The sequence below is a fragment of the Cellulomonas xiejunii genome, assembly GCF_024508315.1.
GTDB classification, from domain to species: domain Bacteria; phylum Actinomycetota; class Actinomycetes; order Actinomycetales; family Cellulomonadaceae; genus Cellulomonas; species Cellulomonas xiejunii.
The window spans coordinates 1,281,989-1,296,968 of record NZ_CP101987.1 but is presented as its reverse complement, the minus strand read 5'-3'; the positions used below and the strand labels follow the sequence as shown (position 1 = coordinate 1,296,968).

The 14,980-nt window shown below is 73.1% G+C and carries 17 protein-coding genes; 6 read left to right on the top strand and 11 right to left on the bottom strand.

Annotation, left to right across the window (positions count from 1 at the left end):
• Nucleotides 1-224 precede the first annotated feature (224 nt).
• Nucleotides 225-836 (top strand): VIT1/CCC1 transporter family protein, encoded by a 612-nt coding sequence (locus NP048_RS05965; RefSeq protein ID WP_227577299.1) that lies wholly within the window; start codon nucleotides 225-227, stop codon nucleotides 834-836.
• 17 nt (nucleotides 837-853) lie between these two features.
• Nucleotides 854-1,354 (top strand): Cys-tRNA(Pro) deacylase, encoded by a 501-nt coding sequence (ybaK, locus tag NP048_RS05960; protein WP_227577298.1) that lies wholly within the window; start codon nucleotides 854-856, stop codon nucleotides 1,352-1,354.
• 18 nt (nucleotides 1,355-1,372) lie between these two features.
• On the opposite strand, the gene NP048_RS05955 is transcribed toward ybaK, so the two are convergent.
• From NP048_RS05955 to NP048_RS05945, 3 genes are all read right to left on the bottom strand, one after another.
• A complete protein-coding gene (locus tag NP048_RS05955; protein ID WP_227577297.1) occupies nucleotides 1,373-1,771 on the bottom strand; it encodes a YccF domain-containing protein in 399 nt (132 codons plus the stop codon).
• Nucleotides 1,772-1,869: 98 nt separating this feature from the next.
• Nucleotides 1,870-3,096, bottom strand: a complete 1,227-nt coding sequence (locus NP048_RS05950) for an MFS transporter (protein ID WP_227577296.1) — start codon at nucleotides 3,094-3,096, stop codon at nucleotides 1,870-1,872.
• 117 nt (nucleotides 3,097-3,213) lie between these two features.
• Nucleotides 3,214-3,765 carry a YqgE/AlgH family protein gene (locus NP048_RS05945; RefSeq protein ID WP_227577295.1) on the bottom strand — a complete coding sequence of 184 codons (552 nt, stop codon included), beginning with the start codon at nucleotides 3,763-3,765 and terminating at the stop codon, nucleotides 3,214-3,216.
• 147 nt (nucleotides 3,766-3,912) lie between these two features.
• On the opposite strand from NP048_RS05945, the gene NP048_RS05940 reads away from it, so the two are divergent.
• Genes NP048_RS05940 through NP048_RS05930 form a run of 3 tightly spaced genes read left to right on the top strand, consistent with a single transcriptional unit; the run spans nucleotide 3,913 to nucleotide 5,425 of the window.
• Complete coding sequence (locus NP048_RS05940) at nucleotides 3,913-4,665, top strand: YggS family pyridoxal phosphate-dependent enzyme (protein WP_227577294.1); 753 nt, start codon at nucleotides 3,913-3,915, stop codon at nucleotides 4,663-4,665.
• Nucleotides 4,666-4,706: 41 nt separating this feature from the next.
• Nucleotides 4,707-5,087: a YidH family protein gene (locus NP048_RS05935; protein WP_227577293.1), complete on the top strand. Its 381-nt coding sequence runs from the start codon at nucleotides 4,707-4,709 to the stop codon at nucleotides 5,085-5,087.
• Nucleotides 5,084-5,425 (top strand): DUF202 domain-containing protein, encoded by a 342-nt coding sequence (locus NP048_RS05930; RefSeq protein ID WP_227577292.1) that lies wholly within the window; start codon nucleotides 5,084-5,086, stop codon nucleotides 5,423-5,425. The genes NP048_RS05935 and NP048_RS05930 overlap by 4 nt, the downstream gene beginning before the upstream one ends.
• Before the next feature lie 73 nt (nucleotides 5,426-5,498).
• Here the strand turns inward: NP048_RS05930 and lplB are convergent, their stop codons facing one another.
• The 3 genes from lplB to cimA all read right to left on the bottom strand — a co-directional run bounded on the left by lplB (nucleotide 5,499) and on the right by cimA (nucleotide 9,260).
• Nucleotides 5,499-6,575 (bottom strand): lipoate-protein ligase small subunit, encoded by a 1,077-nt coding sequence (lplB, locus tag NP048_RS05925; RefSeq protein ID WP_227577291.1) that lies wholly within the window; start codon nucleotides 6,573-6,575, stop codon nucleotides 5,499-5,501.
• Nucleotides 6,576-6,610: 35 nt separating this feature from the next.
• A complete protein-coding gene (locus NP048_RS05920) occupies nucleotides 6,611-7,513 on the bottom strand; it encodes a hypothetical protein (RefSeq protein WP_227577290.1) in 903 nt (300 codons plus the stop codon).
• Between the two features lie 97 nt (nucleotides 7,514-7,610).
• Nucleotides 7,611-9,260, bottom strand: coding sequence for a citramalate synthase (gene cimA, locus NP048_RS05915; RefSeq protein WP_227577289.1), 1,650 nt, complete (start codon nucleotides 9,258-9,260; stop codon nucleotides 7,611-7,613).
• Between the two features lie 401 nt (nucleotides 9,261-9,661).
• On the opposite strand from cimA, the gene NP048_RS05910 reads away from it, so the two are divergent.
• On the top strand, nucleotides 9,662-10,261 hold the full coding sequence (locus NP048_RS05910) for a DUF6069 family protein (RefSeq protein ID WP_227577288.1): 600 nt from the start codon (nucleotides 9,662-9,664) through the stop codon (nucleotides 10,259-10,261).
• A 24-nt stretch (nucleotides 10,262-10,285) separates the two neighbouring features.
• Here the strand turns inward: NP048_RS05910 and NP048_RS05905 are convergent, their stop codons facing one another.
• The 5 genes from NP048_RS05905 to ilvN form a co-directional block, all read right to left on the bottom strand.
• Nucleotides 10,286-11,392, bottom strand: a complete 1,107-nt coding sequence (locus NP048_RS05905) for a branched-chain amino acid aminotransferase (RefSeq protein WP_227577287.1) — start codon at nucleotides 11,390-11,392, stop codon at nucleotides 10,286-10,288.
• Nucleotides 11,393-11,518: 126 nt separating this feature from the next.
• Complete coding sequence (locus NP048_RS05900) at nucleotides 11,519-12,583, bottom strand: 3-isopropylmalate dehydrogenase (protein WP_227577286.1); 1,065 nt, start codon at nucleotides 12,581-12,583, stop codon at nucleotides 11,519-11,521.
• 53 nt (nucleotides 12,584-12,636) lie between these two features.
• Nucleotides 12,637-13,185: an ASCH domain-containing protein gene (locus NP048_RS05895; RefSeq protein WP_227577285.1), complete on the bottom strand. Its 549-nt coding sequence runs from the start codon at nucleotides 13,183-13,185 to the stop codon at nucleotides 12,637-12,639.
• A 158-nt stretch (nucleotides 13,186-13,343) separates the two neighbouring features.
• Complete coding sequence (gene ilvC / locus NP048_RS05890; RefSeq protein ID WP_227577284.1) at nucleotides 13,344-14,372, bottom strand: ketol-acid reductoisomerase; 1,029 nt, start codon at nucleotides 14,370-14,372, stop codon at nucleotides 13,344-13,346.
• A 72-nt stretch (nucleotides 14,373-14,444) separates the two neighbouring features.
• A complete protein-coding gene (ilvN, locus tag NP048_RS05885; protein WP_227577283.1) occupies nucleotides 14,445-14,969 on the bottom strand; it encodes an acetolactate synthase small subunit in 525 nt (174 codons plus the stop codon).
• Nucleotides 14,970-14,980: the final 11 nt, after the last annotated feature.

Genomic DNA, 14,980 nt, shown 5'->3' with positions numbered 1-14,980 from the left:
GCGAGAGAGCAATCCAGTCACCGTCCACAACCCACGGCGCAACTGGATCGCACTGTCACGACAGGACGGGGCCCCCTCCCCGCGAGAGAGCGATCCAGTCACCCTCGCGGGCGTGGGGCGCGGGCACGGAGACGCGCACGAAGGGTAGGCAATCCTGCATACGCGCAGGTCAGGGCAGCCTTTCCTGCGGTGACAGACGCGCCCGGACGTGCCTACGGTGGCGTATGACCACGGCCACGCAACCCCCCTCGGGCCTCGGCGCCCTGCTGCACGGCCGGCGGCCGTCGGGCCCGGCCCCGGCGGCGTCGAACGCCGGGCTGAACTGGTTGCGCGCCGGCGTGCTGGGTGCCAACGACGGCATCGTGTCGGTCGCCGCGACGGTCGTGGGTGTCGCCGGCGCTGCGGCGTCGACGTCGACGATCGCGCTGGCCGGGGGTGCCGCGCTGGTCGCCGGCGCGCTGTCGATGGCGTCGGGCGAGTACGTGTCGGTGAGCAGCCAGCGCGACGCCGAGCGGGTCGCCGCCGCGGCGGGCCGGCCCATCAACGACGTGGACGACGACTTCACGAACCCGTGGCACGCGGCGCTGGCGTCGATGACCGCGTTCACGCTCGGTGCACTGATCCCGCTGCTCGTGGTGCTGGCCCCGTGGACCACCGCGGCCCGCGTGCCGGTGACGTTCGCGGCCGTGCTGGTCGCGCTGGTCCTCACAGGCTGGGCGTCCTCGCGCTTCACCGGTGCACCGCAGAGCCGCTCGGTGCTGCGCAACGTGCTGGGTGGCTCCCTCGCGATGGCCGTGACCTACGGGATCGGCGCCCTCGTGGGCGTCGCCCTCTGACGCCCTACCCTGGGCGGGTGGCCAGGAAGGACGCACGCGCGAGCACCGGGACGCCCGCCCTGGTGGCACTCGTGGCGGCCGGTGTGCCGCACACCGCGCACACCTACGAGCACGACCCCGCGAGCGACCTCGGCTACGGCCTGGAGGCCGCGCACGTGCTGGGCGTCCCGCCGGAGCAGGTCTTCAAGACGCTGGTCGCCGAGGTCGACGGCACCTTGACGGTCGCGGTCGTACCGGTCACGGGCAGGCTCGACCTCAAGGCGCTCGCCGCCGCCGTGGGCGGCAAGCGCGCCGCGATGGCCGACCCGCACGCCGCCGAGCGCGCGACCGGCTACGTCGTCGGCGGCATCTCGCCACTGGGCCAGCGCACCCCGCTGCGGACGGTCGTCGACGAGACCGTGTGGCTCTTCGACACCGTGCTCGTCTCCGGCGGGCGTCGCGGGCTGGACGTCGAGCTCACGCCCGACGACCTCGTGCGGCTCACCGACGCGGTCGTGGCGGACGTCGCGCGCGACTGACCCGCGCCGCAGGGCCGGTCAGTGCCCGTACGCCGCGAACGGGCTGTCCGTCGGGACGATCTGCTTGCCGAGCGGCACGAGGGACACCGGGATGAGCTTGAGGTTCGCGATGCCCATGGGGATGCCGATGATCGACACGAACAGCGGGATCGCGGTCGCGACGTGACCGATCGCGAGCCAGATCCCCGCGACGAGCAGCCAGATGACGTTGCCGATCGTCGACAACGCCCCCGCGTTCGGCTTCTCCACGATCGTGCGCCCGAAGGGCCACAGCACGTAGCTCGCGATGCGGAACGACGCGATGCCGAACGGGATCGTGACGATCAGCACGCAGCAGACGATGCCGGCAGCCACGTAGCCCAGAGCGAGCCACGCGCCGGCGAACACGAGCCAGATGACGTTCAGCAGGGTCTTCACCCCACGACTGTCCCACCGCTCGCGCTCGCGCGGCATCCGGGACCTCCCCGATCCCGACCCGGGGCGTCCGCCCCGACCCCTGAGTGGAGGTCGGCGTCTCAGCCGTCCGGGTCCGCGCCGCGCGCGCGTGCCGCCCGTCGACCGTGGACGACGTACACGAGCATGCCCAGCACGACGGGGACGACCAGCGCGAGGTACATGACCGAGTAGCTCGTCGCCAGGTCCGCCCCCCGCGCCCCGACGGCCGACACGACCGAGCCGGCGGCCACGGGCATGACGAGGTAGCCGAGGTCGACCCCGATGTAGCTCGTGTTGCCGGCCACCGCCCGACGCGTCCTGTCGACCGACATCAGCGCCATGGTCTGGACGGACGGCTGGCACACGCCGTAGCCGAACGCGGAGACCGCCCCGGCCACGAGGAAGTCGGTGAGCGTGCGCGCCCGTGCCAGGAGCACGAAGGAGGCCGCGAAGACGAGCATGCCGGGCACGATCACCGTGCCCAGCCCGTACCGGTCGGCGATCCTGCCCGCGACAGGACGGGAGACGAGCACGAAGACCGCGTACGCCGTGAAGAACAGCCCGATGTCGGTGACGCCGAGCGCCTCGCCGTAGAGGACGACGAACGCGTTGACGCCGGAGTAGGCACCCGCGAGGAAGAAGAGGACGACGGCAGGGACGACCGCCTCCACCGCGACGAAGGACCGCCAGGAGAAGCCGCGGCCGGCCGGACCCACGGGCGCGTGGGTGGGCACGCGCAGGGCCATGAGCAGGGCGACCCCGAGCACGGCCGCGCCGACGAGGAACGTGCCCCGGTAGCCGATCACGGGCTGCAGGGCCAGACCGATCGCCGGACCGATCGCGGTGGCCGCGGCCTGCCCGAGCGAGAACACGCCGATCCCGGACGCCATCCGCCGCTCCGGCAGGTTCTCGCTCGCGAGCGCCAGCATGACCGGCGCGAGGAAGCCCATCCCGGCTCCCTGCAGGAGCCGGCCGGCCATCATCACCGGGATGCTGTCGGCGACGGCGTAGGTGACGAACGCGAGGAGCATCACCCCGGTGGTGCCGGCGAGCAGGTGGTTCAAGCGGATGCGGGCCGTTGCAGGCCCGACCAGGGGACGCACGCCGAGCGCCGTGACCGCGAACATCCCCGACACGACGCCCACGACCACAGCCGACGCACCGAGCACGACCGCGAGCTTGGGCACGAGCGTGTTCACCATGAGCTGGGCCACGCTGACACCCAGGTTGATCACCAGGACGTGGACGAAGCCGCGCGACCAGATGGTCACCCGTGCGGCACCGCCGCCGGCCGGACCGTCAGACATCGCACACCCCTGCGACCGGCGAGGCGGCGTCGACGTCGGTCGCCGCGAAGGTGGTCCGGAGCACCGCGAGGACGCTAGCACCCGTGTGCCCGGGCGGTGCTCCGGCGCGGTCGGCCTTCAGTTCATCGACGGGTCGTCCGGTGCGGTCGACAGCAGCGCCAGGTTCCCCGGCTGGCGACGCAGCACGCGACGCCACAGGCCCTCGGGGTCGGCGCTGAAGACGTCACCCGGCTCCACGTCGACGACGAACCACCCTCCCAGCTCGATCTCGCGGTCGAGCTGCCCGGCGGACCACCCGGAGTACCCGACGAAGACCCGCAGCGCCCGGACGCCGTCGACGACCAGCGCGGGAGGCGCCTCCAGGTCGACCACCCCGAGCCGGTCGTTCAGCGGCTGCACACCGGGCGGCGCGTCGGCGTCGGGGAGGTCGGCGAGCGCGAGTGCCGTGTCGCGCGCCACGGGCCCGCCCTGGAACAGGCGGCCCGGTGCGCTGAGGTGGTCCTGCCACTGGGGCAGCACCGATCTCGCGTCGAGGTCGAGCGGCCGGTCGAGGACGACCCCGAGCGCGCCCGACTCGGTGTGCTCGAGGACGAGCACGACAGCGCGCCGGAAGCTGCGGTCCCGCAGCCCCGGTGTCGCGACGAGCAGCCGCCCCGTGCACCCCCCCATGCCGCCAGCATGCGACCGGCGCACCCCCGCTGCCACACGGGCGCCGGGCGGCGCCGCGGTTTCGCCCGCACGTCTCGTGCCGGTCCCCGGTGGCCGTGCACGTCGGCGCGCGACCGGCGGGTGCGGCCCGACCGGTACGGTCGGGGCGTGAGCAGCGAGGACGTGGCGCACCGCCTGGCGCAGGTGCATGAGCGGGTCGCAGCGGCGTGCGCCGCGGCCGGGCGCGGGACGACCGACGCGAGGGTGCTGCTCGCGTCCAAGACGATGGACGTGGCGACCGTGCGGGCCGCGCTGCTGGCCGACGCCGCCGCCAGGGCGGCGGGCTCGGGGACCGCGCCGGTGCTGCTGGGCGAGAACCGCGTCCAGGAGCTCGTCGCGAAGGCCCCGGCGCTTCAGGACCTCGCGCCGACGTGGCACGTGATCGGACCGCTGCAGTCGAACAAGGTCAACGCCGCGCTGCGGTGGGCGGCGGCGGTCGAGTCCGTCGCGGACGACGCGCTCGCGCAGCGCCTGTCCGCGCGCGTGCGGGAGCGCGACGTGCCGCTGGACGTCTGGATCCAGGTGAACGTGTCGGGCGAGGCGAGCAAGCACGGTGCCCACCCCGACGCCGCGCCGGACCTGGCGGCGCGCGTCGCCGCGCTGCCCGGGCTCCGGCTCGCCGGGTTCATGACCGTGGGTGCGCGCAGCGACGACGAGCGGGTGGTGCGGGCCGGGTTCGCGCGGCTGCGGGCGGTGCGCGACGAGGTCGTCGGGTCGGGCGCGCCGGGCACGGCCGGTGCGCACGGCCTGTCGATGGGGATGAGCGGCGACCTGGAGATCGCGGTCGCGGAGGGCGCCACGGTCGTCCGGGTCGGGACCGCGGTGTTCGGCTCCCGCCCTGCGGCCGAGGCGCACGGGTGAGCGCGCGGGCACCGGGCCCGACCAGCCGGGAGGATGGGCGCATGGAGCCCGAGCAGCAAACACCCGGCCGGCGTTTCCCGCAATCGGTGTACGGCGTCGGATCCGAGCCCGACGCCCGGTTCTCGCTCGCCAACGAGCGCACCTTCCTCGCGTGGGCGCGCACCGGCCTCGCGCTGCTGGCCGGCGGCGTCGCCCTCGAGGCTCTCGACCTGCCCGTCGAGCGCGGGCTGCGGCTCTCTGCAGCCGTCCTGCTCATCGCCCTGGGCGCCCTCGCACCGGCCGTGGCCTGGTGGGGGTGGTCCCGAGTCGAGCGGGCGATGCGCCGTAGCGACCCGCTGCCCGCACCCGTCGGGTTCGGCCTCCTGGTCGTCGGCGTCGGCGTGGCGGGCGTGCTCGTCCTGGTCGGCCTGCTGCGGGCATGACCGCGCCTGCACACCCGTCGCTGGCCGCCGAGCGCACGGCGCTCGCGTGGCGGCGTACCGCGCTGGGGCTTGTCGCGGGGTCGGTGGCGGCCGGTCGCCTGCTGGTGGAGATCTGGGGGGTCGCCGCCTGGTCGGTGACGCTCGCGGGGACGGTCCTGGCGGCCGTCGTGCTGCGCGCCGCGCGGCGCCGCAGGCACGACCTGCACGGCCGGCAGACGCCCGGGGCGGCACCTCACGTCGGCCGCGACCCGGGGGGTCGTCTGGTCACGGCGTGCGCCGCGGCGCTCGTGCTCCTCGGCGGCGCGGCCCTCGTCGTCGTGCTGACCCGGCCCGGCTGACCCGGCCCGGCTGATCCGGCCCGGCTGATCCGGCCCGGCTGATCCGGCCGCCGACGGCGCTCCGCGGACGACCTCAGGGCACCCGGGCGGTCCACCCCGGGTCGGTGAACCGGGTCGACATCAGCTCGCGTGCCCGCTCGAGCTCGGCGGGGCGCAGGTCGTCGTCGACCGTCCGGTGCCGGGACCGGAAGTGCGCGACGAAGGCGTCGATGACCTGCTCGCGCGGGAGGTGGGTCTGCGAGCGCACGGGGTCGACGCGCTTGTTGGCCGACCGCGTCCCCTTGTCGGACAGCTTCTCGCGACCGATCCGCAGCACCTGGAGCATCTTGTCGGCGTCGATGTCGTACGCCATGGTCACGTGGTGCAGCACGGCGCCGCCTGCGAGCCGCTTCTGCGCGGACCCGGCGAGCTTGCCCGCCGACGACGAGATGTCGTTCAGGCCGGTCGTCGTCGCGGTGACGCCCACGTCGGCCAGTGCCCCCAGCACCCAGTCGTTGAGGAACGCGTACGAGTCCTCGAAAGACATCCCGTCGACCAAGGACCCGGGCACGACCAGCGAGAACGTGATGCAGTTGCCGGCCTCCATGAACATGGCACCGCCGCCGGAGATCCGCCGCACCACGGTGACGCCCAGGCGAGCCGCCGCCTCGAGGTCCACCTCGTTGCGCAGGGACTGGAACGAGCCGATGACGACCGCCGGCTCGTCCCACTCCCAGAAGCGCAGGGTGGGACCGCGCCGTCCCGCGTCGAGCTCCTCGGTGAGCACCTGGTCGAGAGCGACGTGCATCGCCGGCGGCATGGCGCCGGGGTGCAGCAGCGCGATCTCGTGGTCCCCCCACGCAGTCGACAACCCGAGTGCGCGCCGGACGGCGAGCGCCACCGCGCGGACGTCGAACCCGACCATCGCGACCGGTCCGGCGATCCGGCCCTGGTCGACGGCGAGGGCCAGCGCGTCGTCGAGCACACGGGCGAGCTGGGAGACACCCGCGTCCGCGGGCACACCGTCCAGCGCGTCCGAGAGCACTCCCAACGCGTCGTCGGGCTCGAGGAAGAAGTCGCCGGAGACGCTGACGTCCCGCAGCAGACCGTCACCGACCTCCAGGTCGACGACCACGAGCTTGCCACCGGGGACCTTGTACTCACCGTGCACACGACCACCCTAGGTGCGTCGGCGGTGCGCCCGTGTCAGGTGATCCCGCGGACCGCGGCGAGCGCACGCCGCTCCACCATCTCGCTGAGCTCGGCCGGTACGCCCAGGACCGCCCTGGCCTGCTCGCGGTCCTCCGCCTCGAGCGCGGTCGCGGTCCACGTGAGGATCGCGTTGCCGACCAGGACGTGACCGGTCGTCTGCTGGAAGGTGTCGCCGTCGACCTCCGCCACTACGTCGTGCACGATCGCGGGGAAGACCCCCTGCCCCTCCAGCGCCGGCTCGGCCGTCCACCGGGTGCCGTCGGTGCCGGGCTCGACGAGCGCGTAGCGCGGGCACTCGTCCACGGTCGTGACGAGCGCGCGGAACGCGGCCCGGGCTGCCGCCGGGTCGAGCAGCAGCACCACGTCCTCCTCGAACGTGAACTCCGCGTTGCCCCACGACGTCGCGTCGTGGTGCGACGGCGGCACCGACACGACCGTGACGGCCGCGGTGCAGGACGCGGGGTCGACCTGGGCGCCGTCGCGCAGACCCCACGGCTGGCTCCCCGGCTCCAGGCCCCGCGAGACACCCGTTGCCGCCGCGGGCACACCTGCCTCCAGGTCCGCGCTCGTGGAGAACAGGGTGGCGGCGGTGGTGGGGCCGAAGACCGCATCCGCGCCCGGTCGCGGCACGGGGCTCGCCGTCGGGCTCGGCGCAGGGGTGGGCACGGGCGTGGTCTCGAGCGTGGTCACGGTGTCGGTGGTCGGCACGGGTGCCGGATCCTGCACGTCCCACGGCCGCCACACGAGGACGGCGACGAGCGCGACGACCAGGACGGCGACGAGCCACCTCCACCCGCGGGCGCGCCTGCGCGCTGGATCCTCCGGGGTGCCGGCCTCCACCGGCGCGTCCGGGCGCGTCCTCGGGTCGTCGGACGGCTCGGGGGCGGTGCCGGACACGCAGGGGCTCCTTCCATTTGCTCGGGCCTCGGTGCCATCCCCGAGGCTAGGCCGTGCGCACGCCCCCGGCGCGACGACCCGCTGGACGTGCGTCCGATCAGCGCGGCAGGACCCCGTGGTGGCGCAGTCCCCAGATCGCCGAGTCGGTGAGCGCCTCCCACGACGCCTCGATCAGGTTGGGGCCGACACCGACGGTGCTCCACGACGTCTGACCGTCCGTGCTCTCGATCAGCACGCGCGTCACCGCGTCGGTCCCCTGCATCTGGTCGAGGATGCGGACCTTGAAGTCGATGAGCTCGAACGCCGCGAGCTCCGGGTACACGCGCCCGAGCGCCAGCCGCAGCGCGTGGTCGAGCGCGTTGACGGGCCCGTTGCCCTCGCCGGTGCTGACGATGCGCTCGCCACCCGCGTGCAGCTTGACGGTCGCCTCCGCCGTCGCAGCCGTCCCGCGTGCGCCGTTGCGCTCGACGATCGTGCGCCACGACTCGACCTTGAAGTACACGGGCCGCGCTCCGTCGAGCTCCTCGACCAGGACCAGTTCGAACGAGGCGTCCGCGGCCTCGTAGGTGTAGCCGCAGGCCTCGGCGTCCTTGACGCGGTGCATGACGCGCGACAGGACGTCCGGGTGCTCGGCGAGGTCGATGCCGAGCTGACGGCCCTTGAGCTCGATGGACGCCCGGCCCGCCATGTCGGACACGAGCATGCGCATGTCGTTGCCGACGAGCTCGGGATCGGCATGCTGGTACAGGTCGGGGTCGACCTTGATGGCCGACGCGTGCAGGCCGGCCTTGTGCGCGAAGGCGCTCGCCCCCACGTACGGCTGGCGCGCGAACGGCGAGATGTTGGTGATCTCGCTGATCGCGTGCGCGATGCGCGTCAGCTCGGTCAGCCCGCCTGGCGCCTCGGGATCACGCGTGAGCACCTGCCGACCCAGCTTCAGCTCGAGGTTCGCGACGACCGACAGCAGGTCGGCGTTGCCGGTGCGCTCGCCGTACCCGTTGACCGTGCCCTGCACGTGGGCGCAGCCCGCGTCGACGGCGGCCAGGGTGTTGGCGACGGCGCAGCCGGAGTCGTTGTGCGCGTGCATCCCCAGCAGGGCGTCAGGCCCGGCAACCTGCCGCACGTCCTGCACGATCTGCCGCACCCAGTCGGGGAGCATGCCCCCGTTCGTGTCGCACAGCGCCACGACCTCGGCACCCGCCTCGAACGCGGTGACCACGGCGCGACGCGCGTAGTCGGCGTCGTACCGGTAGCCGTCGAAGAAGTGCTCGGCGTCGACGAACACCCGGCGCCCCTCCCGCAGGAGGAACGTCACCGTGTCGGCGATCATCGCCAGGCCCTCGTCCGGGACCGTGCGCAGCGCGCGCTCGACGTGCCGGACGTCGAACTTGGCGACGAGCGTGACGACCGGGGCCTCGGAGTCGAGGAGCGCACGGACCTGCGGGTCCTCGGCCGCACGCACCCCGACCTTGCGCGTCGCCCCGAACGCGGCCAGCTCGGCGTTGCGCAGGTCCAGCTCCTTCGCCGCCCGCTTGAAGAACTCCGTGTCCTTCGGCACGGCACCCGGCCAGCCACCTTCGATGAAGCCCACACCGAGCTCGTCGAGCATCGGCGCGATCGTCAGCTTGTCGGCCACCGACAGGTTGATGCCCTCCTGCTGGGCGCCGTCCCGCAGGGTCGTGTCGTAGACGTGGAACGTCGACGGCAGGGTCGGGCCGGTCGACGTGGGTGCCGTGGACTGGGTCACGCAGGGCTCCTCGGGGCGGTGTGGGCGTGCGTCGGCGGGCGTGGCAGCGGGTGCGCGTCCGGCGGGGGTGGTGCCGGTGCCTCGTCGACGTGGCCGCGGGCGGGGGTGGTGCCCACGGTGTCTGGACCAACAAAAAGACCCCCCGGGGGTGCGGGAGGTCTGCGCGTCGGCTGGTCGGCCGACGCGCTACACGATGATGAGAGTGAAGCGGGTCACAGGGCGATGGTGGCACACCGGACGCCGCCGTGGCAGCCCGTCCATCATGCGGACGAGTGGTTCGAGTGCGGGGCGGCCCGGCGAACCGGGAGCAACCGGTGCCGAACGGGCGTCCAATCGCTAGCGTGTGCTGCGACGTCACGCGTCCGCGCGTCCCGACGTCCCGTGCGAGACAGGAGCCGACGATGTCGATCCCCACCTCCGGCCGGCCGCAGGACGAGCCGACCCGCAGGTACGAGGCGGTCCCCCCGGCCGCCGCAGCCCCGCGACCGACCTCGGCAGCACCGGCATCGGGGCCGCCGGCGGTGTCTCCGGCCGCGCCTGCGGCCGGGCCCGCCGCGCCTGCGGGTGCCCGCACCGAGTCCCGTCTCACCGTGGAGACGGGCCGGTTCTGGGCCGGCGTCGCGGCCACCGCCCTCGTCGCGGCGCTCGTGGGCGTCGTCGGGGTCATCGTGCTCGACCAGATCCTGCGCATCGACCTGGTGTTCCGCGACCCGTTCGGCGTCGGGTCACCCATGGGCGCGTACGTCCTCGGTGGGATCCTCGTCGCGGTGGCCGCCGGTGCCCTGCTGCAGCTCCTGGTGCTGACGACCCCGCGTCCGCGGGCCTTCTTCGGCTGGATCCTCGGCCTGGCGACCGTCGTGGCGACGCTGCTGCCCCTCACGTGGACCGACGCCATCGGGTCGGCGATCGCCTCAGGCATCGTCAACCTGTTCATCGGCATCGCCGTCTGGTCCCTGCTGACGGGCGTCCTGGGCTGGACGGTCCGCCGGGTGGCCGTCTGACGACGACCCGCCCGGGCGGCCCCCTCAGAGGAGTCGGTGCATCCACCCGTGCGGGTCGGACGCGCGCCCGTACTGGATGTCCGTGAGCTGCGCGCGGATGCGCGTCGTCACCGGGCCCGCGGCCCCGTCACCCACGACGAGGTCGAAGTCGTCGCTCGCGAGCCGGCCGATCGGCGTCATGACGGCTGCGGTGCCGCACGCGAACACCTCGGTGACGCTGCCGTCCGCGAGGCCCGCACGCAGGTCCTCCAGGAGCACGGGACGCTCGGAGACCTCGTGGCCCGCCTCGGTGAGCAGCGTGAGGATGGACGAGCGCGTGACGCCCTCGAGGATCGTGCCCGACACCGGAGGCGTCACCACGGACCCGTCGGCGTTCACGACGACGACGTTCATGCCGCCGAGCTCCTCGAGCTGCGTGCCCGTGCGGTCGTCGAGGAAGCACACCTGCTCGAAGCCCTTGGCGTAGGCCTCCTGCTGCGGCAGCAGGCTCGCGGCGTAGTTGCCTCCGCACTTGGCGGCACCCGTCCCGCCCGCCCCGGCCCGGTGGTACTCCCGCGACACCCAGATCGACACCGGCTTCACCCCGCCGGCGAAGTACGGGCCGACGGGCGAGGCGATGACGAGGAACTCCGCCTCCAACGAGGCCCGCACGCCGAGGAACGGCTCCGAGGCGTACATGAACGGGCGCAGGTACAGGCTCGTCTCCTCGCCCGACGGGACCCAGTCGCGGTCCACGTCGACCAGCGCGGTGATCGCACCGAGGAAGTCCGCCGCGGAGAGCTCGGGCAGCGCGAGGCGGCGTGCTGACCGGGCGAAGCGCGCGGCGTTCGCCTCCGGCCGGAACGACCACACGGAGCCGTCGGGGTACCGGTAGGCCTTGAGCCCCTCGAAGATCTCCTGCCCGTAGTGCAGCACCGCGGTGGCGGGGTCGAGCATCAGCGGGCCGTACTTCTCGACCCGGCGGTCCGTCCAGCCGGCGGCGTGCGTCCAGGACACACGGGCCATGTGGTCGGTGAAGACGACGCCGAACTGCGGCGCGGCGAGCGCGGCCTCGCGCTCGGCGACGGTCGCGGGCGCGTCACTGCGGTTGATCTGGAACGTGTCGGACGAAGGAGTCGTCATCGTGCTCATCAGGGGGCCTTTCACCAGGGTCGACGTCGACGGTACCGGTGCGGACGGCCGGGTGGACAGGTGCAGGCGGGAGCCTGCGGACCGACGGACGCGCCGCGCCCGCCGCGTGCGGCTCGACCCCGAGGGTCAGCCGGCGACGCGAGCGGCGAGGTCCTTGCCCACCTCGGCCGTCGACCGTACTCGCTCGGCCGCGCCGCGCTCGGCGAGGTCGGCGGCGACCGCCGCCTCCACCGCGCGGGCGGAGTCCGGCAGCCCGACGTGGTCGAGCAGCATGGCGACGGACAGCACCGTCGCGGTGGGGTCGGCCTTGCCCTGACCCGCGATGTCGGGCGCGGAGCCGTGCACGGGCTCGAACATGCTCGGGGCCGTGCGGTCGGGGTTGATGTTGGCCGAGGCCGCCAGACCGATGCCCCCGGTGATCGCCGCCGCCAGGTCGGTGAGGATGTCGCCGAAGAGGTTGTCCGTGACGATGACGTCGAAGCGCGACGGGTTGGTCACCAGGAAGATCGTCGCGGCGTCCACGTGCAGGTAGTCCACGGTGACGTCCGGGAACTCGGCGTTGACGGCCTCGACCGTCCGGCGCCACAGGTGCCCCGCGTGGACGAGCACGTTGTGCTTGTGCACGAGCGTGAGCTTCTTGCGCGGACGGGCCGCGGCACGCGCGAAGGCGTCCCGCACCACGCGCTCGACGCCGAACGCGGTGTTCACGCTGACCTCGTTGGCCACCTCGTGCGGCGTGCCGACGCGGATGGCGCCACCGTTGCCGACGTACGGCCCCTCGGTGCCCTCGCGCACGACGACGAAGTCGACGTCGCCGGGGGCGGCCAGCGGGCTCCTCACCCCGGGGAAGAGCCTGCTCGGGCGCAGGTTCACGTAGTGGTCGAGGGCGAAGCGCAGCTTGAGCAGCAGCCCGCGCTCGAGCACCCCCGAGGGAACACCCGGGTCGCCGATCGCCCCGAGGAGGATCGCGTCGTGCGTGCGGATCGCGGCCAGGTCCTCGTCCGTGAGGGTCTGACCGGTGGCGTGCCAGCGGCGCGCCCCGAGGTCGAAGTCCGTGGTGCGGACCGTCGTCCCCGTGCCGTGCAGGGCCTGGTCGAGCACGAGGAGCCCCTGCTCGACGACCTCCGTGCCGATGCCGTCGCCCGCGACGACAGCCAGGTTCAAAGAGGAGGGCGGGGTCGTGTCAGCCATGGGTCCAGCGTAACCTGCTGTCCACGCCTCGGACTCGCCGTCTCACGGTTCGGTCAGTCGACCGCGGGCGCTGGACCGTCCTTCGGGTAGACGAGCTCGAACCGCTCCGTCACGACGTCCATGGTCGGCGCGAAGCCCTCGTCGCCCAGCACGCGGCGCCAGTACACCTCGTGCTCACGCTGCCACGACGCCAGGGAGCGGTCGCCTTCGCCCTCCGCGGCGGCGTGCTCCGCACCCACCCGGTCGAACGGCACGACCTCGACGTCGGTCGTGCGCAGCAGCGCCCGCGGGTCGCCTGCGGAGTCCAGCACGATCGACACGTCACCCACGCGCGGCAGCGGCTCGTCGCCCGACGTGAACTCCACCAGTGCCGTGGACGTCGCGGTCTTGCGCCCGTCGAGGACCAGGCCCAGGAGCTCGTCGGCGAGCCGCGCGTCGTCCCCGAACGACCAGGCGGGCGGCGGCACGGCACCGTCGACCGACTCGCCCAGCACGGTGTCGAGCTTGCCCCAGCCCAGGTGCCCGCGCGCCGCGTCCCAGAAGTCGCTGATGCGCGTGTCCTGCGTGCCGGTCTCGGCACCCGCCGTCGGCTGGTCGGTCATGGTCACCCCTCGTCGTCGTCCGCGAACCTACCGACCCCGCCGGGCGAGGCCGCGCCGTGATCCTCCCCCACGACCTGCCCCGCCGCACCTCATCCCCGGACGCGAGAGAGCAATCCGGTCGCAACCGAATTGCTCTCTCGCGCTTCAGCGGGGGTGGGTCAGCGCGCGGCCGAACCCTCCTGGTAGTCGGTGTCCGACGGCTTGACCCACGCGAAGAGCTTGCGCAGCTCACGGCCGACCGGCTCGATCGGGTGGTTCTGGCCCTTGGCGCGCAGCTCCTTGAACTCCGGCGCGTCGGCGTCCTGGTCCGCGATGAAGCGCTCGGCGAACTTCCCGTTCTGGATGTCCGCGAGCACGGCCTGCATGTTCGCCTTGACCTCGGGCGTGATGACCCGCGGGCCCGAGACGTAGTCGCCGTACTCGGCGGTGTCGGACACCGACCAGCGCTGCTTGGTGATGCCGCCCTCCCAGATGAGGTCGACGATGAGCTTGAGCTCGTGCAGCACCTCGAAGTACGCGACCTCGGGCTGGTAGCCGGCCTCGGTCAGGGTCTCGAAGCCGTACTGGATGAGCTGCGAGACACCACCGCACAGGACGGCCTGCTCACCGAAGAGGTCGGTCTCGGTCTCCTCCGTGAACGTCGTCTTGATGCCCGCGGCGCGCAGGCCGCCGATGGCCTTGGCGTACGAGAGCGCGAGCTCCCACGCCTTGCCCGACGCGTCCTGCTCGACCGCGACGATGACCGGCACGCCACGCCCGTCGACGTACTCGCGGCGCACGAGGTGACCCGGGCCCTTGGGGGCGACCATGAGGACGTCGTGGTCCGCGGCCGGCTTGATGTAGCCGTAGCGGATGTTGAAGCCGTGGCCGAAGACGAGCGCCGCGCCGTCCTTGAGGTTCGGCTCGATCTCCTCGCGGTAGACGATCCGCTGGACCTGGTCGGGCGCGAGGATGACGACGACGTCCGCACCGGCGACCGCGTCGGCGACCGAGGCGACCTTCAGGCCCTCGTTCTCGGCCTTGGCCTGCGAGGACGAGCCCTCGCGCAGACCGACGGTGACGTCGACACCGGAGTCGCGCAGGTTGAGCGCGTGCGCGTGCCCCTGGCTGCCGTAGCCGATGACGGCGACCTTCTTGGACTGGATGACGGACAGGTCGGCGTCGTCGTCGTAGAACAGCTCAGCCACGGTGGATCTCCTCGGTTGTGTCTTCGGTCGTGCGTACGGAGGTGGTGCGGGGGGAACGGTTGGGACTGGACGTCACGCGGACCGGCTCACGCGCTCGAGCGCGCGGTCGGTGATCGACCGCGAGCCGCGGCCGATGGCGACGGTGCCGGACTGCACGATCTCACGGATGCCGAACGGCTCCAGGGCCGCGAGCAGCGCGTCGAGCTTGCCGGGGCCGCCCGTCGCCTCGATGACGACGGTGTCCGGCACGACGTCGACGACGTGCGCGCGGAACAGCTGGACGACCTCGAGCACGTGCGTGCGCTGCGTGACGTCCGCCTTGACCTTGACGAGCAGCAGCTCGCGCTGGACGGAGGCGGCGTCCTCGAGCTCGACGATCTTGATGACGTTGACCAGCTTGTTGAGCTGCTTGGTCACCTGCTCCAGCGGGAGCGCGTCGACGTCCACGACGACGGTGATGCGGCTGATCTCCTCGTGCTCGGTCGGGCCGACCGCGAGCGAGTGGATGTTGAACGACCGCCGGGCGAACAGCCCCGCGACGCGCGTGAGCACGCCGGGCTTGTTCTCGACGAGGACGGACAGGGTGTGGCGGGTCATGGCTCGGCTAC